17 protein-coding genes are annotated in these 18,314 nt (G+C 55.8%); 4 read left to right on the plus strand and 13 right to left on the minus strand.

The features are described 5' to 3' along the window. Positions 1-56: 56 nt before the first annotated feature. Both LC093_RS01205 and LC093_RS01210 read left to right on the plus strand, forming a co-directional pair. Positions 57-740, plus strand: coding sequence for a winged helix-turn-helix transcriptional regulator (locus tag LC093_RS01205; protein ID WP_226661172.1), 684 nt, complete (start codon positions 57-59; stop codon positions 738-740). A 129-nt stretch (positions 741-869) separates the two neighbouring features. Further along, positions 870-1,313, plus strand: coding sequence for a hypothetical protein (locus LC093_RS01210; RefSeq protein ID WP_226661174.1), 444 nt, complete (start codon positions 870-872; stop codon positions 1,311-1,313). A 19-nt stretch (positions 1,314-1,332) separates the two neighbouring features. Here the strand turns inward: LC093_RS01210 and LC093_RS01215 are convergent, their stop codons facing one another. The 5 genes from LC093_RS01215 to LC093_RS01235 all read right to left on the minus strand — a co-directional run bounded on the left by LC093_RS01215 (position 1,333) and on the right by LC093_RS01235 (position 4,430). Then, the gene (locus LC093_RS01215) at positions 1,333-1,920 is read right to left on the minus strand and encodes a hypothetical protein (RefSeq protein WP_226661176.1); all 588 of its coding nucleotides are present in this window, start codon (positions 1,918-1,920) and stop codon (positions 1,333-1,335) included. A 75-nt stretch (positions 1,921-1,995) separates the two neighbouring features. After that, complete coding sequence (locus LC093_RS01220; RefSeq protein WP_226661178.1) at positions 1,996-2,421, minus strand: hypothetical protein; 426 nt, start codon at positions 2,419-2,421, stop codon at positions 1,996-1,998. 75 nt (positions 2,422-2,496) lie between these two features. Beyond that, positions 2,497-2,742, minus strand: coding sequence for a hypothetical protein (locus LC093_RS01225; RefSeq protein WP_226661180.1), 246 nt, complete (start codon positions 2,740-2,742; stop codon positions 2,497-2,499). 477 nt (positions 2,743-3,219) lie between these two features. Beyond that, positions 3,220-4,140 (minus strand): hypothetical protein, encoded by a 921-nt coding sequence (locus LC093_RS01230; RefSeq protein ID WP_226661182.1) that lies wholly within the window; start codon positions 4,138-4,140, stop codon positions 3,220-3,222. 137 nt (positions 4,141-4,277) lie between these two features. Beyond that, a complete protein-coding gene (locus LC093_RS01235) occupies positions 4,278-4,430 on the minus strand; it encodes a DUF2986 domain-containing protein (RefSeq protein WP_226661184.1) in 153 nt (50 codons plus the stop codon). 159 nt (positions 4,431-4,589) lie between these two features. Between LC093_RS01235 and LC093_RS01240 the strand changes: the two genes are divergently transcribed. Next, the gene (locus tag LC093_RS01240) at positions 4,590-5,294 is read left to right on the plus strand and encodes a hypothetical protein (protein WP_226661186.1); all 705 of its coding nucleotides are present in this window, start codon (positions 4,590-4,592) and stop codon (positions 5,292-5,294) included. 34 nt (positions 5,295-5,328) lie between these two features. Here LC093_RS01240 and LC093_RS01245 read toward each other — a convergent pair whose 3' ends face one another. The 8 genes from LC093_RS01245 to murI all read right to left on the minus strand — a co-directional run bounded on the left by LC093_RS01245 (position 5,329) and on the right by murI (position 16,748). Continuing rightward, positions 5,329-5,856: a GNAT family N-acetyltransferase gene (locus tag LC093_RS01245; protein WP_226662399.1), complete on the minus strand. Its 528-nt coding sequence runs from the start codon at positions 5,854-5,856 to the stop codon at positions 5,329-5,331. Positions 5,857-5,913: 57 nt separating this feature from the next. Next, complete coding sequence (locus LC093_RS01250) at positions 5,914-7,083, minus strand: hypothetical protein (RefSeq protein ID WP_226661188.1); 1,170 nt, start codon at positions 7,081-7,083, stop codon at positions 5,914-5,916. Positions 7,084-7,146: 63 nt separating this feature from the next. After that, positions 7,147-7,545, minus strand: a complete 399-nt coding sequence (locus tag LC093_RS01255; RefSeq protein ID WP_226661190.1) for a GFA family protein — start codon at positions 7,543-7,545, stop codon at positions 7,147-7,149. 53 nt (positions 7,546-7,598) lie between these two features. After that, positions 7,599-8,078 carry a hypothetical protein gene (locus LC093_RS01260; RefSeq protein ID WP_226661192.1) on the minus strand — a complete coding sequence of 160 codons (480 nt, stop codon included), beginning with the start codon at positions 8,076-8,078 and terminating at the stop codon, positions 7,599-7,601. Between the two features lie 120 nt (positions 8,079-8,198). Next, positions 8,199-9,266, minus strand: coding sequence for a 3-deoxy-7-phosphoheptulonate synthase (locus LC093_RS01265; protein ID WP_226662403.1), 1,068 nt, complete (start codon positions 9,264-9,266; stop codon positions 8,199-8,201). 341 nt (positions 9,267-9,607) lie between these two features. Then, positions 9,608-13,087 (minus strand): UvrD-helicase domain-containing protein, encoded by a 3,480-nt coding sequence (locus LC093_RS01270; RefSeq protein ID WP_226661193.1) that lies wholly within the window; start codon positions 13,085-13,087, stop codon positions 9,608-9,610. Positions 13,088-13,089: 2 nt separating this feature from the next. Continuing rightward, entirely contained in the window at positions 13,090-15,795 is a 2,706-nt protein-coding gene (locus tag LC093_RS01275) for a PD-(D/E)XK nuclease family protein (RefSeq protein ID WP_226661195.1), read from the minus strand. 128 nt (positions 15,796-15,923) lie between these two features. After that, positions 15,924-16,748, minus strand: a complete 825-nt coding sequence (gene murI / locus LC093_RS01280) for a glutamate racemase (protein WP_226661197.1) — start codon at positions 16,746-16,748, stop codon at positions 15,924-15,926. Positions 16,749-16,907: 159 nt separating this feature from the next. Between murI and rmuC the strand changes: the two genes are divergently transcribed. Then, positions 16,908-18,311 carry a DNA recombination protein RmuC gene (gene rmuC, locus LC093_RS01285; RefSeq protein ID WP_226661198.1) on the plus strand — a complete coding sequence of 468 codons (1,404 nt, stop codon included), beginning with the start codon at positions 16,908-16,910 and terminating at the stop codon, positions 18,309-18,311. The last annotated feature ends 3 nt before the right edge of the window (positions 18,312-18,314 follow it).

Below are 18,314 nucleotides of genomic sequence, written 5' to 3' on the forward strand. Positions count from 1 at the left end.
AACCAACTACAAAACACAAACTACAGCCAGGAAGGCCCCAAATTGCGGAGCACACCATGGAATACGGTCAATTCTGCCCCATAGCCAAAGCAATGGATCTGCTCGGCGAGCGCTGGACAATGCTGATCCTGCGCGAGCTGCATATGGGCGGCACGCGATTCAGCGAATTGCAGCGCGGCCTGCCATTAATCTCTCCCACCATCCTCACCAAACGCCTCAAAGAGCTGTACGACGCCGAACTCATCCTCCGAAAGAAGATTCCCGGGCAGCGGGGCAATGAATATTTCCTCACCCAGGCCGGCAAGGAGACACTGCCGATGCTGCAACTGGTGGGGGAGTGGGGTATGCGCTGGGCCCGCGGCGACATCCGCGACAGCGACCTCGATGTAGAACTGCTGATGCTCTACCTGCAACGCAGCCTCAAAACCGACATGCTGCCGGGGGATCAGTCCGTCATCCAGTTCCGCTTCACCGACCTGGACAAGCTGCACAGCTGGTGGCTGATGGTCAAAGGCTGCAACGTGGATATCTGCCTCGAAGACCCCGGGCAGGATGTCGACGTGTACATCACCACAGACCTGCGCACCATGGTGAACTGCTGGATGGGGGATGAAAGCTACCGCGATGCCATCGCGGACAACCGCATGAAGCTGGTGGGGCCATCAGCGCTTACGCGCAATATCCAGAGTTGGATATCGGACAGTATTTTTGCGGGGATTCCTTCTGCGAGGCAGATTTAGAACGACGAGTTACTGGTAATCATACCGACGCAAAAACATCACCACTTTGGAGTCTATTGCTGGCCGCTTATCGGCCGCCCTTGCGGCAGCCGAGGCAAACACCATGTAGGGGAAAACAGGGATAGCATAATGAGAACAGTCTTAAGGTTTATTTTAGTAGTCTCAAGCCTGCCGTTTACCGTGTATGGAACGGTGGTAAATGAAGCTTTAAGTATCGATAATTCGGGAACCGCCTGCGTCGTACAGTATGCGGATGAAAGGGTTTCGACGAATCTGGAACCACCGTGCATTTTTGTAAAGGACAAGAGCGGAAATATCCGTTCCCACTTCTACCATAACGTTCGAGCCACCGTATTCATTGTTATGGGAAAGCCTGATGCTTCCATGCCAGACTGCTCGCTGCAGTCTCAGTGGTTTGTACTTGGCGATGAGCTAGTAGTTCCGGACCATATCCGGGATGTAAAAGTATGCGCCACTAGTGGCGGTGACGAAATCGCATATCGGGATGTGTTTCACTATATTCCCAGCGGAGCGGAGATATTAAAAACTCTGCCCGCTGGGGAGTATGATTAATTCTACTTTTCAGAACGTTTCATGGGCATGAAGTACCGCCAGCCCACTCTTGATTTAAAGTGCAATACTTTCTCCAAGCGGGCTGGGATTTAGGATAAACAATATCGCTAGTAGAAAGGTCGACTATTAAAGGGTGCCAGTTGTTGACCTGCACATTACCTACGATTTCTCGCCACCCCATCGAGCCAACCAAATATTTATGGCCTGATACTCCGTTAAAGCTAAGCGCTAACTCTTCGCTCCCGGCATTTGATCTTGAGCTGGGAAGAATGGTGATTTCCACGTTCCCAGAGTTCGTCTTGACAGAAAAGCTACCGTCCCACGAGTTATTGTATGCACCATATGGGTCAAAGTGAGTACCTTGACCTAGTTGACCATTAACTCTGGTTAAAACCACATATTGTTTTACTGGCGTATCGGAACCGAATAACAGCGTTTCCATGGGTTTAATTTGGAAGCTTGAATTTACTAGTTTTTGGCAGTCGCTATCACATTTGCTTGTTATTATTATTGATTCACTGTTCGTACCGGAGTCATTCATAACGACAGAAGTGCTCGCACACCCCGTAATAAAGATGACTCCTAGAGACGCATAAAAATATCTCAAGTTACTCTCCTCGTTTGGTTGCTATAAACCTCGCGGAGGCCCGAACGGCCGTAGCATACTGGCTGCCTGCGTTTGTTAATTTCCTTGCCCCCGCCTAGCAGCGTACCGCTTTTCTTTTGCCTTGGTTTCTTTAGCTGTGCCGATTCTCCAGCCCATAAAACGATTAACGTCGTCAATAGTTTCTTGAGCGCAAGCTTTAACCCAGTCACTGTTGTCTTTCAACGCGCGTAACAAAACTGGTTTAACAACACGCTTTTCAACCCGTCCATGATTCATGGCTGTATAGGCAAAACTCCTAACGGCATTTCCTCTGACATTTTCATTGTCATGGTCGGACAATTGCACACCAATATCTTGGACAAATCGCCAGTTGTCATGGCAAAAAGCAAGCTTTAATGGTATCAGTGTCAATGATTCGACATCATTAGATCTTATAGCTTCCCATATTTCGGAGTCTGAGAACTCATTAGTATGGATGTCTTGGTAGATAAGCTTGCTCATATGATAACTATCGCCCACAAAATTTGCATGGCGTTGGGCGTCCCGCGGAGGGCCGAAGCAACCTGCTTGCACTTGTTAAGCACGGGGGCTACCACTAGCTAATTTATAAACCTCGTAGGCGCCAGCGCCAATGATTAACCAGAAGGTGAAACCGGTAATTACGACAACAAGCCCATCGGGATCTGGATCACGATTTATAAGTTTCTTGCTGATGAAATATCCGGGCCCCTTGACCATTAGCTCAAATAAGAGCTCATAAAAAATTTGAACTATGAAGCGTCCGACAACTTTAAATATCCCTCCGATGGCGTCATCTATCATCTGGATCCTTAGTGATTAACAGTTTTATTCATATGCACTAGGCTCTTATTCATGTGGCTAGTGTTCACTGGTACCAGAATTCACATAAGCACAAATATCGTTATATGTCAGATATACAGGTACGTATCTTTATTTTACACTCGAAACAAAAGAAGCCTTTGGCTGTTGTTTTTCTTCCTAAATTGGCTTTTTTGCTTTTCCTAACCCTTAGAAAATCGGTAAGTTAGCGTATCCGGCTCCATGCACACAAGCCGCAGGCTTCTGAACAGGGTACCGCTTGTTCGCAAAATAGCCGATTTCGCCAGCTCATATATAAGGGTAGGTCTTTAAAATGAACTATACGCCGCAATATAAGGCGAGGCGATCGATTTGTTGAGGGTGGCGTTAGTTTTGTGGCTTTATAAATGTAAACCTTTATGGAATTCCAATATGAAAATGGCCGGCAATGCCGGCCATTTTTAATAGGTAATTTTCTAACTACAGCCCTAGATTAGGCAGAACAAATGACTTGCTGTTGGCATGCAGCCTGATCCACAACCCAGGGTTAGCATTCAGTTGGCCCAGTAGCTCGCCGCGGTCGGTACTTAAACGGGTATTGAGCACATTCGCATAGGTCTGCACTTTTGCCGGTGCGGTATCCGCATCGACTACTGATTGCACAACTTTCTTGGCCTGCAATATGGCCGCCGGGCCCAGGGTGAGAATGTATTGGGCCGCACGGCATTCGGCTTCATCCTGTTCATTCACCACGCTGCCGCCAGCTTTGAACTTGCTGATATGGTGTTCCAGGATACTGCTGGAAATCGGGATTACCCCGGCCACATGGCTGCTCTGGGCGCCGGAGAAGGGCTTGATGTAGGCGAGGTGTGAGGCCTCATTCTCTTCCGGGCCGTGGCCGATGAAGAAGATATCCAGGCCGCCCAGTGACTCCAGTTTGTTCAGATACGCGATCAGCCCAGCTTCCAGGTTGTCGGTATCCGTCTGCATCGGGGTGAAGCTTTTGATCTTGCGGAAAAAGTCCGGGCCCAGAATTCGCTCGAAGTCCCGCACAAAGCTGAAACAGTTACCCATGCTCATGGGGGCCAAGGCATCCTGGGTGAATACGTTCAGGCGGCCGAGCAATTCGTCCTGTTCGGAGGTCTTGGCGAGCTCGCCCAGCAGGCGATGCAGTGCCTGGGCGCCGCGGCCGCCGAGGAGGGCGATATTGATATCGCCTTCTTTTACGGCGGCGGTCTCGTACAGCTCATTGAGCATGGCCTGGCCAACGTCCGCCTCGGTTTCGAGCACGGTTGGGGTAATGCCGTGATCGGTCAGGTCCAGGTTTTGTGCTGTAGCTTGAGACAGCCATACGTTGCCGTTTTCTTCGGCTCTTGTGAATGGTGCGTTATTGTTGTTCATACCCATTGCCATACTTCTTTGGATTACTGTTGCTGCTTGTACGTCTATTGATTCTTTGGTTCAGCCGCAAATTGTATATAAAAAAGGCGGGCAATGCCGGCCCGATACAGTTGCTGTCCACTCATGGTGATGGTGGGTTACAGCTGTTCAGTTTCTTGTGCCTGCTCCTGCTCAAGTTTGGCCCGCTCGGCCTTGGAAACGTAGCGTGGCTTGTTCTTGGGGTTGAGCTTGTCGTTCGCCTTCTTGGCCTTCTTCTTCAGTATCTGTTTGACTTTCTTCCTGCGGTTCATGGCTCTCTCGAAGGGGTACGGTTGTAGGGGAGGGGGATTGCAGCCGCTATAGTTAGCGGAATGTAGGCATTTTAACGTCACCAGCGGCGCTGACCAACGTATGGTACAGTGCGCGGCCTTTCGCCATCCCTCAAACCTGCCCCAAAGCGAGCTGCCCCCATGAAACCCTGGATTGAACTCGGAACTGCCCAGATTCCCAACGATGGCGGCACGCTCAAGCTGCGCCGGCGCGACCAGGAGTTCTCCATCAGTCTGTCTGGCGTGCGTGGTGAATTGATGAACAGCCGTGCATTCAACAGCGAGCAGCAGCTGTCAGTACTGGGCTGTACCCACCTGAAGAATCACAAGAATGCGCGTGTTGTAGTGGGTGGTATGGGTATGGGTTATACGCTGGCGGCGGCGCTGGACGCCGTGCCGTCCTCCGCCGAGGTGATCGTCGCCGACCTGATTCCCGACGTAGTGGAGTGGAATCGCGGCCCGCTGGGCGAGTGTGCCGGTCGTCCGCTGGATGACAGCCGTGTGGTGGTGCATATCGGCGACGTGGGTGAGCTGCTGGCCGATCACAACAGTGTCTACGATGCTGTGCTGCTGGATGTCGATAACGGTCCGGAGGGGCTGACCCACAGTGACAACAACTGGCTGTATTCGGTGGATGGCACCAGCGCTATCTACAGTAGCCTGACCCCGGGTGGTGTGTTGGCGGTGTGGTCGGCGAGCCCGGATACAACCTATGTTCACCGTTTGAAGAAGGCGGGCTTTCGGGTTGAGGTGAAGATGGTGCGTGAGCGCCCGGGGAAGGGGGCTCGCCACACGATCTTTCTGGCGAAGAAGGCGGGCAGGCGGCCTGCTGGCAAGAAGAGTTAATAGTGGATTCGCGGCTGTACCTTTGTGGTACGCGCTATCGTGTGGTTTCTGGGTTGAGGAGTGAAGTCAAAATATGATCTTCCCAGGCGCCATTAATTTTCAGGTAGCGCTTGGCTTCTCCTTCTTTTTGGAAACCCAGGCGTTCAAGCAGCGCGGCGGATCGATGATTGCCCGGCATATAGTTGGCCATAACGCGATTCAGGCGCAGCTCGTTAAACGCGTAATCGATAGCGTGCGTGCAAAGCGCTTTCATATAGCCTTTCCCTTCATATTTGTGTGATACGGCATATCCCATATGGCATGCGAGAAATGGGCCTCGCACGATGTTGGTAAGAGAGCAAATTGCAATGATGTCAGTTTGGCCGGTCTCGCTGGCAATGAAATGGACGGAAGTGCCATTCTCTCTGGCTGTACGCCATTCCTCCAGACGTTGTTCCCAGGCTTCAACAGTGTGATAGCCCTCGTCTCTGCGGGGCTCCCAGAGGCGTAAGTGCTCCTGGTTGTCTCCGTAGAACTGTGACAGTTGAGCGGCGTCATGCGCAGAAACTATTTTTACTTCCATATTCAAAGGGCTATCGTAATATCGCTGAACTTAGTCGGGAGTTATTGGGCTTGATGGCTATGCTCTATCCTCCCAAAGCTCGCCTTTGCAGAACTTTGACAGCAACTCCGCTATTGAATCTGTTTCGTCTAGTGGGAATTCCTCAAAGATGGTCTTTCCCGGGCTTCCGGCTTCCTGAATGAACAGCTTATAGCTATGTATATTGCCTTCATTGTCCCGGTTTAATGACAGGATGGCTTGGTTTTCGCCGCGGATGAAGTCTTCTTGTGGCGAGAAGGCAAGGTAAGCGCCGTATGCATCTTCGTCAAAATGCATTGATTCTAACTGGGGCTTTGTTTTTTCAATGACGGCCTGAAGTGCAACGTCGAAATCAAAACAGCCCATTCCTGGGGTCAGGGCGTCTTCCAGTGAGATGGTTTTGGCATGGCAGATGAATTCGAGATGCTTTTTTAGGCCGTTTGATTTGTGATTCCTGCTTAATTTATACGGGGTTTCGCCGGAACTGTTCTGTAACAACATGTTGACTGGAGTGCTCTCGGTGAACGTCTCAAAAACCCCTTCCACATAAGAATAGCCGCTGCTGTAGACACCAGGATAATCAGGCAGGTCACTTTTCAGTAGTGCGGTGGCTATGGTTTCACCAGAAGAGCTATATCCATCAATGACTTTTGTGCTTGTATAGCGCCAGTTGATTTTCGATGGGCACCCCCCTTGTTGAATGAAGTTGATCACTTCGTCTGTGGCTCTTGGGCCCATGTACTGCTTTGTAATACTTTTGGCAACTTTTTTCGGTAGGTAGACTACAGCAATTCCCTGATCCGTTGTTGGTAGGTCAAGGTAGGAAGACTTCCTGCTTTTGTCTAAATACCGGTTGATTGCCTCGTAAAAGCCTTCCGATATCCAGGGAGAACCATTCTGTTCTATCTTTAACTTGTGTTTCTTGTCTGCATCATCGAATGACAAAACTATGGTTGAACCTATTTCCCCTTCGGCGGTGATGTTGTTCGGGTTAAATTCCCCGCGTGTTATTGCGGCATGAGATTCAAGTACATCAATGTAGCACTCTGGCGAATCGATGCATTCACCATCAATTTCTAATGTCCGTTCTGGTATGACATTTTTGAGTATTTCTAGAAGACCGCTTTCAGTTGAGATGTCTCTGAAAGAACCGGTGAAACTAATTTTGTTCTTCTTAAGGGTTCTTTCTATTTGATTTGATAAGCTCATACTTTTTCTTAAAGCCATATATCTATATGTAGAGTATCGATTTTCACAATGTGGCGGGATGAGTTAACGGCCAGGCTGCCACTCTTGATATTTGGGAATGTCCTCGCTGTTCTCTAACCAGGGAGCTTCGTGAGAAGCCCAAATCCCAAACTCGGGTTTCACACCCGGATCATCATCCAGCGTTGCCACTCGAAGCACGTAGCAGGGGCTGCCTTCTTTCTCCGCGATCAACTGTGACCCGCAATTAGAGCAAAAGTACCGTACTTTTCCGGGGGAAGATTCAAATCCGGACAGCTTATCTTCGCCACATTCCCAGCTGAAATCTTCTTTCAAAACCGCTGCGGCGGTATTAAAAGCAGCAGAATGTGCCTTTCTGCAGGTTTTGCAGGCGCAATGTTGAATGGCACTATCCAGTTTTTCTACTCGGTACTGGATCTGACCGCACAAACAGCTTCCTTTCATGAGAGTTGTATTCCTTTTTACTAAATTGCTATAACTGAGTTTGGCAAAAGGGATTAGCCTAATTGTTGCTCTATAAAACGTTCCACCGCTTTTGCCGTATTGGATGCCATATATTTTGAAGGCGTATCCGCATAGGTTGTGAGCGTTTTTTTCACTCTTCCCCGAAACTTTATAACAACGTCATTGGTTTCCATCGAGAGTTTCCTGCCACCGTATTCATTCATCGCAGCCATTCGGGACATCTGGCCAGATTCCACGGTAATACCAATTACATCCTTGATCTTTCCCTGTTTGATTTTGTAATACGGCAGCGGGGAGAAGGTGATGTACAGGTTTCCGTGAAAGTCTCGTGTCAGTACTTTGTTATTAAATGAGAAGTGGAAGACGATCAATGAAATCAAGATTGTCGAGACGGTAAATAGCGCCGGGTGAATTTTATACGTTTTCAGTATTATGGGCATGCCGACGCAAAGCAGAAACAATATCGACAGAACTTTATAGGCGCCGTTGCGGCGAACTAGCATTACATTCAATTGACCGTTAACTCCATTTAAAGATTCTGCAGCTTGCAGGTGGGCACTATTGTTGTCTATTCACGTGACGAAAAAAAGGCCAGCTAAGCTGGCCTTTTTTGTACTGCGGAAGAGGCTCTATCAGCCCATGCGGGCCTTCAGCGGCGCGCGCAGTTGTTCTGCCATGCCCAGCAGCAGACGCTCGGTGGTTTCCCAGTCGATGCATTTATCGGTTACGGAAACGCCGTATTCCATTTCGCTGCGGTCGCTGGAAATTTTCTGGTTGCCGGCTTTCAGGTTGCTTTCCACCATGATGCCGATGATGGATTTGTTGCCGTCCAGGATCTGGTGGGTGACGTTGTCGACCACCAGCGGTTGCAGTTCGTGGTTTTTGTTGGAGTTGGCGTGGCTGCAGTCGACCATGATGTTCGGTATCAGGCCGGCCTGGGTCAATTCCTGTTCGCACACGGCAACGCTGACGGAATCGTAGTTGGGCTTTTCATTGCCACCGCGCAGTACCACGTGGCCGTATTTGTTGCCGGCGGTGTGGATGATGGCAACCTGGCCTTCCTTGTTGATACCCAGGAAGCGGTGCGGGTTGGCGGTGGATTGCAGTGCGTTGATCGCCACTTCCAGGCTGCCATCGGTGCCGTTCTTGAAGCCGACCGCGGAGGAGAGGCCGCTGGCCATTTCCCGGTGGGTCTGGGATTCAGTGGTACGGGCGCCGATGGCGGACCAGGAGATCAGGTCTTGCAGGTACTGCGGGGAGATCGGGTCCAGAGCTTCGGTTGCGGTGGGCAGGCCTAGTTCGGCGATGTCCAGCAGCAGCTTGCGGCCGATGTGCAGGCCGTCTTCGATCTTGAACGAGTCGTCCAGGTGCGGATCGTTGATCAGGCCTTTCCAGCCCACGGTGGTACGGGGCTTTTCAAAATAGACGCGCATGACGATCAGCAGGGTGTCGGAAACCTGGTCCGCAATGGCCTTGAGGCGGTTGGCATAGTCGATGGCTGCGTCTACGTCGTGTACCGAACAGGGGCCGATCACTACCATCAGGCGGTGATCTTTGCGGTCGAGAATATCGCGCACGGCGGCGCGACCGGCGGCTACAGAAGCTTCTGCTGCCTCGCTGACGGGCAGTTCCGTTTTCAGCGCATCCGGCGTGATCAGAATATCCTGGGAGACGACGTTCAGGTCGTCGAACTGCTGCATAGTCATTTTTACGTCACTAATTGGTTAAATCGTATTTTGCTTTTGTATTGTATTTAGTTTGGTTTCGTCATCTTTGCCCCCGGGGTGTACCCGAGTGGGTGACTTATCCTAACCAGTGGCGCGGGGCAGGGCTAGTGTTTCATTTGTAACCAATAGCGGGTTTGGGATTTTCCTAATTGGGAAATTCTGGTCCTTTATATTGGTGATATATAGGATTTTTAGTTCGCCAAGGCACGGGCGAAGCGCGGTGCGGGGGCAAAATTATCCGCTCGGGGCTGGCGAGAGGTGTAAGTTTTTTGGGCGGGCCGGTGGTTGCCGGCCCGCCTGTAACGGGGCTGATCTCAGAGCAGCGGGAGTTCCGCCAGCTGCTGCATCAAGGGGAAATACAGCGCACAGCGCACTTCTTTTTCGCCGCGCTGATAGAAGAGTTTGCGGTAGCGTTCGAGCTGTTTGCGGTACTGCTCCAGCTGGGCCTCGACAAACTGCTGTGGGTCTTCGTCTGTACCGGGTTCGGCGGTTTTGTAGTCGATGATCCAGCGGGTGCCGTTGGCATCAATAAACGTGCGGTCGATGATGGAGCGCTTCAGCTGGCGCCCGTCACTGTGCAGTTCGAGTTCCGAGGCGGCTTCTTTGTGGCCGGCGTCGAGTATCCAGCGGCCGTGTTTGCAGTTCAGGGTATGCAGCAGTACCTGCTCCACCTTGGCCACGCCGTCCTGCAGGCGCGGGCCGAACAGGCCCAGCTGGCTGAGACGCAGTAGCCACAGCGGACGCAGGGACTCGGCCAGGTGTGCCGGAGACTTATCCTGCCAGTCGGATGACTCGGACAGCGTTGCCAGGGATTCGTGGGCTACGGTACCGGCGTGGCGCAGCCAGCGCTGCGCGACCTGGCCCATCTCCGGCAGGTTGGGCTCGTCGGTTTCCGCGCGCTTGTAGTCTTCCATGCGGTATCGGCTGAGCCACTCCTGCCTGGGCAGCGCGGGGGCCTGCCAGTCCAGCGGCAGGCGCAGCAGGTAGTCGTAGTCGGCACGTGCGCGTTCGGATTCTTCACCGGCTTCTTCAGCTTCCGGCCATTGGCACCAGTCACTTTCTTCATTTCTGCTGACCGTCGGCCAGATACTGGCTAGCAGTGCGGCGGAGCCCGGTGCTTTCAGGGTGCCTTTCTTTTCATCCCGGGATACGCAGGCCAGCAGGTGCAGCGAGCGGATCGCGCGGGTGCAGCCAACGTACAGCAGGCGCGTACCTTCGAGGCGTTCGCGCTCGCTGTTGTCGTGTTTCAGGTAGTCAAACAGTGGATCGCTGTCGCCGCGTGCGCTTTTCGGCGCGAGCATAAAGCGGCTTTCGCCTTCGCTGTTGAGCCATTCGGTCCAGCGCAGCAGCTGGTCGCCGCCGGGCTTGCCGCCCTGATCCAGCCCGGGAATCAGCACGTGCTCGAATTCCAGGCCTTTGGATTTGTGGATGGTCATCACCTGTACGCTGGCGTCGTTGCCTGGGCGCGCGAACAGTTGTTCCAGCGCGTGATAGAACTGGGCCCAGTCGCTGATGGTGCTGCCGGTATCGTACTTTTCCAGCAGTTGGAAAAAGTCCTGCACGTTGTCGAGGTCGCCCTTGTGGGCCACGCTGGCAGGGCCGCCCAGGCTCAGCCACAGGCCTTCGATCCAGGCGCGCAGGGGTTTGCGGCCGCGCTGTTCCCACGCCTGCAATACTGGCCCCGCAGTGCGCAGCAGGCGCGCACGGCCGTCTTCGCTGAGCGGGATCTGCTCGGCTTCTTGTAAAGCGAGTAGTAACGGACGCGCGCTGGTATCGGTGGGTGCGCGCTGTTCCCCTCCATCGCCATTGCCCCAGTTGGCAATGGTGTATAGATCCGGCAATTCCAGTCCGCACCAGGGGGCACGCAACAGCGACAGCCAGCTGATTCGGTCGCTGGGGTCGAGCAGCGCGCGGGTGAGGCTGAGAAGGTCCAGTACCACCATTTTGCTTGCCAATGGCGAGAGATCCGGTGCCTGGAAGGTAATGCCGGCGGCGCTGAGAGCGGGCAGAACGCGGCCCAGGTGTTTTTTCTTGCGCACCAGGATGGCGACACGGCCTTCCGGGTCTTTTGCGCGCAGCTCTTTCACCAGTGCCACGGCCTGTTCCGCTTCGAGATCGCGGGTGTCGTCGTTGACGCAGCCGTAAAAGTTCACCGCCGGTGCTGGCCACTTGCTCCCCTTGAAGGCATGGGATTGCAGGTAGCGCACGGCACCGCGGCTGATGTTGTCGGTGGCCGGGAACGCTTTCTGGAAGGTGTCGTTCACCCAGTCCACCACCGCGCCTTCGGAGCGGAAATTCACTTGCAGGTCGAGGGCTTCCAGCGGCACGCGGCTGTCGTCGTGGCCGATACCGCGCGCACGCGCGTCGAGGAAAATGCCCACGTTGGCGTTGCGGAAGCCGTAACAGGACTGCATACCGTCGCCGACGATAAACAGGGTGCGGCCGTCGTTGGGTTCCCAGCCGGCGGTGAGTTTTTCCAGCAACTGTAATTGCATTTGCGACGTGTCCTGGAATTCGTCGACCAGGATATGGCGTGTTTGCAGATCGAGTTTTAATGCCAGATCGGTCGGTGCGTCGCTGGTGCCCAGGGCAATCAGTGCGGCCTGGGCGACCTCGGTGTAGTCAGTTGAATTCAGCTGCTGGAATACCACCTTTAGCTGGGCGACCAGGCGCGGCAGTACCTGTGCCAGGGCCTGCAACAACTCCCACTGGCTTTCCTGCAATCCGGACGGCAGCTTGCGCACTTCGTTGATGGCGGTCAGCAGGGTGTCGTTGCCGTTGAGTTCGCCAAGCAGCGCTTTGATACGCGCTTTGTATTCGTCCGCGAGTGCGGTTTCCGGATCTTTTTTGTCGACCGGTGGGAAGCCCACGCGCTTGTCGACCGCCTTGCGCAATCCCCCGGTGCCGGTTACCAGCAGATCGGTCAGCGCGAGCCACAGGGGCAGGGCGCTGTTGTCGGCGGCTGGCAGTGCATCCAGTTCGGCGCAGGTGCAGAGTGGGTGCTCGGGTTTGTCGCGGCGGAGGTTTTTGCCGGCGTAGCTCGCCAGCTCAACCAGTTCGCCGGCGTAGCCTTTCAGTTGAATTGCGAGTGCGGACAGGTTTTCTGATACCAGTTCGTCGATGGCGAAGTGGAAATAGTCCTGCGCGCCTTCGTGACCCACGCTCAACAGCGGGCCCAGCCACTGGTCGCGTTTTTCCAGCAGTATCTGCAGGAGTTTATTGAGCTGGCCCAGGTCGTTGTCCAGATGCAGCAGTAACAGCTGTAGCGCGGTGTCCGGGTTTTCGCCTTCGAGGTTTTTCAGCAGGTTGACCACCGCCATTTCAAACGCAACCCGGGTTTGCTCCAGTGGCTCACCCGGTGCGCCGAGACCACTCTCGATCGGCAGCTGGCTGGCGAGGCTGCGGCACAGGCCGTCGATGGTCTGGATACGCAGGCGCTGCGGCATTTGCAGCAGCTGCCAGTTGAGTTCGTTGTCGCGCGCGAGCAGTTGCCGGGCGAGGTCCCAGGTGATCGCGTCGTGGGGGTTGTCCGGGCGCTCGGTATCGCGTGCGGTTTGCAGTGCGTCGAGTAAACGCTCGCGCATTTCGCCTGCGGCCTTGCGGGTAAAGGTGATCGCCAGGACTTCTTCCGGCTGCTGGCAACTGGCCAGCAGTTTCAGCACGCGCTGGGTGAGCAGGCCGGTTTTACCGGAACCGGCGGGGGCGGACACTGCAAAGCTCCGGGTGATATCCAGCGCGCGGGCGCGGGCATCGGCATCGATGGGTTGGCCGGGTGTGACGGGAGATACTGCCATTGTCATTGTGCTGCCTGCTCGCGTTCCGGCCAGCGGTTCAGGGGCCAGAGTTCGTTTTGAATGTCGTTGTCCTGCTTGCGGTCAAACTGCAAGGTGGCCACGCCGTTGCGATATTCGCCGGCGAGTAATTCCAGCCCCTGCTGCCAGTGATCGGTGAGATCCTGCCAGGTGGTAAACGGGGAATCTTTCTGGCTGTCAGCCACCGCCTTGATACCGTCGATGGCCTGCTCCAGTTCGCCGCAGCCGCGCCACTTGCAGTCGCTCACACGAACCTGGCCAAAGGCGATGGCGCGGGCATCCGGCTGGAACAGCGCATAGAGTGGCAGCTGCGGTTCGCGGATCCGTGTTTGCAGCCAGTCGTTGATACTGGGCTGGCCGGTTTTGTAGTCGATCACCAGGTGTTCGCCATTTGCGAGCTGGTCGAGACGGTCGAGGCGCAGGCTGAATTTGAGCCCGTTAATTTCCACCCGCTGCTCCCATTCGATTTTTTCGACCTTGAACCCGGGGCGCTGGCTTTCCAGATCCAGCCACTGTTCCATTAGGCGCTGCAGGCGCTGTTGTTCCATGCTCCAGAAACCCACCGGCAAGTGCGCGTGCTTTTTACGCATGTTGCGCAGCGAGCTGGTAATCGAACTTTCGATCATTTGCTCGCGTTCGGCTTCGTCGAGATTGCGCAGGCGGTCTGCATCTGTACACGCCTCCCAGAATTCTGCCAGCACCTGGTGCACCAGGTTTCCGCGCTCGGCGGGGCTGAGGCCGATATCCGGAGCCATAAAACCACTGGCGCCGAGACGGTAGCGTAACTGCGCATTGAACGGGCACAGGGCCTGGGCTTTCAGTACTGCCGCACCGCCGCGTACCTGTTCGCAGTCGGCGGGCTGCATGGGTGGCACGTGTGTGTCGGCGACTTTTTCCAGTGCGGTGGCGTCGGCCAGGTGCCGGTTGTGATTGATCAGGGCATCGCTTTCGATGGGTGCTGCGGTTTCCCGCTCGCCAAACAGGCTACTTACGCCCTGGTGCACGCCGTCTTCTTCGCTGGCGAAACTGACCACGATATCGCTGCTGGCATTGAGCAGGTCTTCGGTTAGCTCCCGTGCCAGTTCCAGTTCGCGCTCGGCGCTGGCGCGGGGCATTTTCCAGTGCTTTTGCCACAGGATCGGCAAGAGCGGATTCGGTGCGGGGGCGGTCGGCCATTGCTGTTGGCCGAAGCCGACCAGTCGCAGGTGGTCGAACGCGAGGCCGCCGGCTTCGAGCACGCCGAGAATCTGCACCGGGCCATCGCGGGTTTCCGCCTGGAACGGTGTGCGGCTGGCGATCTGACGCAGTTGCTGCAATGCCTGGGTTTTGGTCAGGCTGGGGCCGAAGCCGGACAGGCTCGCGAGCGCTTCCAGCGCGCCTTCCCATTGCATCAACTGCTGGTATTCCTGGCTGTCCGGGTTGCGGTCGCCGGGCCAGCCCAGTGCGGCCAGCACTTCGGAAAAGCGTGCGGCCCAGACTTCCGCCGGAGCTTTTTGCCAGCGGCGTTGCAGGTCGCCGACTTTTTCCAGTTGGCGCGGCAGCTGGGGGGCTTCCAGTTTCAGGTCTGCGGTAATGCGCTCGGCCCACATGCGCAACTGGTCGCCGGTTACGCGCCGCAGTTCCAGTTTTTGCACGCGGCGGAATAGCGCAGTGCGCAGCCAGAGTTCATCGCTGGTACCCCAGAAGGGACTGAACAGCAGGTTGCGCAGCTGGGAGTAGTCCCACTCTTCATTCAACAGGTCGAGCAGCTGCAGGGCTGTGTTGCCCACCGGCGTTTGCGCCAGCGGGATACCGGCAGAAAAGTTGAATGGCAGGGTATAGCGGGGCTGTGCGGTGTCGAGGAATTGCGGTTCCAGTACCCGCGCAAAAACTGCTTCTACCTGCGCGCGGCACTGGCCGAGGTTGTTGACCACAATACCGACGCTGGCCTGTGTGTCCTGTTCCAGTTTCTGTGCCGCCCAGCGCGCGGCCTGGTAGAGCTCTTCTTCCAGGTTCTGGCAGGGGGCGAATGCGATCTTGGCCTGTTGCGATGTGGAGGGATGGTCCACAACACGGGCTGCTGCACTTTGAATCAGCGCGTCGTACAGGGGGGATATCTGCGCAAAGCCGGCTTTATCGATCTGCGCCAGTTGTGGCAGCGCGCCTTCTTGAAAGGCCTGCAACAGCCGTTGGTCCCGCTGGTCCGGGGTGATGGCATTGTGCGCGATCAGCTCACGGTGGAAAGCGCGGATCATTTCGAATAGTGGGTAGGCATCGCCATCTAGGGACAGGGCAAACTGTTCCAGCAGCGGCGCGACCTGTTCGTCCAGTTGCTCTAGATCCGTAACCAGTTGCCATTGCAGGAGCTGCGCCAGGGCGCTGTCAGCATCGCGGCACAATTGCTGGCTGTTTAACAGCTGCCGATCCAGCGCTTCGTCCAGCGCACGCTGCCACAGGAGCTGGCGTTGCTCGCGGTTGAGCACCCGGTACATGGCGGGTTGCCAGCCGCGCTGCTGCAGGTCAAACCAGAGTTTGTCCAGCCAGCCTTGCAGGGATTCCACTGCGGGTGGCTGCCAGTTGGTGCCGGATTTCTGGGTGCCGGCGTACACCTGCTGGCAGCGGTTGCGCAATCGGTTATTGGGGGTCAGCAACAGACCACCGGAGGGCAGTTGCGCGAGTATTTCTAGTGCAGGAAATGCCGGTTGCAGCATACGTTGGTGAGCCCAGATCAGATAAAAAACAGGAATAATTTTAATGGGTTACCGTCGCGTTTTGTCGCGATGGTGTCAACTGCCTTTCATGGCGCTGTCGCCGGGCGGCGACAGATTACTCGATAGTGCTATTCGGCCAGGGCGCTGGCTTCCGGTGTGAATTCCGTAAATGCCTGTGCGATCAGCTGTTCGGGATCTGCGGCACTGGTAAACAGCCGGCTGGTTTCGGGCTTGGGCGGTAACGTGAGATTCAGTTCATCCAGCCACCACTGCACGCGGCGGGCGATGGCGGCGCCGGAGTCCAGCCAGCGGATGCTGCGCGGTGCGTAGTGTGCAAGCTCGTCACGCAGCAGGGGGAAGTGGGTGCAGGCGAGTACCGCGATATCCACTTTGTCGCCGCCTGTACTATGGAATATCCGCTGCAGGACGGGTTCCAGATCTTTGGCTGAGATCGTTTCACCGCGCAGTTTGGCTTCTGCAAGTCGCACCAGTTCGGGGGCGGGCACGTTGATCACCTGGCGGCCATTGGCAAATTCCTCGATCAGCTCGCGGGTGTAGCGCCGGTTGACGGTGCCTTCGGTAGCGATCAGAGCAATGGTACCGGTGCGGGTTTCTTCGGCCGCGGGCTTCACGGCGGGTACTACGCCCACCACGGGCTTCTGCAACGCATCGCGCAGCTGCGGCAGGGCCAGGGTGCTGGCGGTATTGCAGCCCACCACCAAAATGTCAGCGCCGGAGGCGGCCATCATGGCACTGGCCTGTTCGACAATTCGCGGGCGCAGCACGTCTTCGCTCTTGGTGCCGTAGGGGTAAAAACCGTTGTCCACCCCAAAGTGCAGCGTGAGTGCGGGAATCTGCTGGCGAATCTCCCGCGCAATACTGATGGCGCCGACACCGGAATCGAATATCAATGCGCTGGGGGCCTTGTTAGAATGGCCGCTTGCATTGGGCATAACCAAAAACCTGCTTCCCTCAATCCCGCTGAATAAGTCGTGGGGCCTATGAACGGGGCCAAGAATACCGCAATCGGCGGTGGGACTGGCAGGTCATTTTGCCCTCGACTGAATCGCCGGCTGTTTTCGAGCCGATCCCAATAAGTTTAAGAGTTTTCTATGATCGCGTTTCCTCTCCAGGTCACACTAGAGCAATCCGTATTGGCTGCGGTTCTGGCTCTATTGCTGGTTGTGCTGGCGGTATGGCTCGGGCGTTCCCGGGTTGTGCGGCAGCTGCAGGCGTTGCAGGCCGAGCACCAGGTGGTGGCGGCACAGCTGGCCAGCAGCCGCGAGCGCGAAACCCAGAATGGCCTGGATATCCAGCATTTGCGTACCGAGCTGGAAGGTAAGTCCACCCAGCTGGCCCGCTACCAGGTGCTGGTAGAAAAGGGCGAGGCCGCGCTGGCTGAGCAGCGCCAGCAGCTGGAGCAGACCCGCGCGGCCATGGCCCAGCAGTTTGAAAACCTGGCCAACCGCATTTTCGAGGAAAAGCAGCAGGCGTTTGTACGCCGCAGCGAAGACAGTCTGCGCAAAAGCCTCGACCCTCTCGAGCGCCAGCTGGGGGATTTCCGCAAACGCGTGGAGCATGTGTACGACCGCGAAAATGCGGAACGCAACAGCCTGCTCGGGCAGATCAAGGCGCTGCGTGAACAGACCCAGCGTATCAGCGATGAAGCGCTGAACCTGACCTCGGCCCTGAAGGGTGACCGCAAAATCCAGGGCAACTGGGGTGAAGTGGTACTCGAGCGTCTGCTCGAGGAGTCCGGCCTGCAAAAGGGGCGGGAGTATGAAACCCAGGTGACCATCACCAGCGACGGCCGCCGCCGCCAGCCGGACGTGATCGTGCGCCTGCCGGAAGGCAAGGACCTCATCATCGATTCCAAGGTGTCGCTGGTGGACTACGAGCGCTACAACTCCGCGGAAACCGAAGAAGAACGCACGCAGGCGCTCAAGCAGCACGTGAACTCATTGCGCGCGCACATTACCGGCCTGAACAAAAAAGCCTACGAAGACCTGGAAGGTGTGCGCACTCTCGACTTCGTCTTTATCTTCGTACCCATTGAAGCCGCCTACATGCTGGCGATGCAGGCTGACCCGGAGCTGTTCCGCTTTGCCTACGAGCGCCAGATTGTCCTGGTCAGCCCCACCAGCCTGATGGCCACGCTGCGAACCGTGGAAAATATCTGGCGCTACGAAAAGCAGAACAAGAACGCGGAAAAAATTGCCGCGGAAGCGGGCAAGCTACACGACCAGTTTGTGCTGGTGCTGGAATCTCTGGATGCGCTGGGCAGTCGCCTGCGCCAGGCAGATGAAGCCTATCAGGAAACCTGCAAGCGTCTTTCCACAGGCCGTGGTAATGCGGTCAAACGCATCGACAGCCTGCGCAAGCTCGGGGCCAAAACCCGCAAACAGATTGCTTCTGATCTGCGTGACAAGGCGGAGACCAGTCACCAGTTGCCGGCGGCAGAGCAGCTCGATGAGGCAGAGGAATCGGATCTTCTGGCTGAGGAAACGGTGGAATAACTC

It is taken from the genome of Microbulbifer aggregans (assembly GCF_020524005.1).
GTDB lineage: Bacteria > Pseudomonadota > Gammaproteobacteria > Pseudomonadales > Cellvibrionaceae > Microbulbifer > Microbulbifer aggregans_A.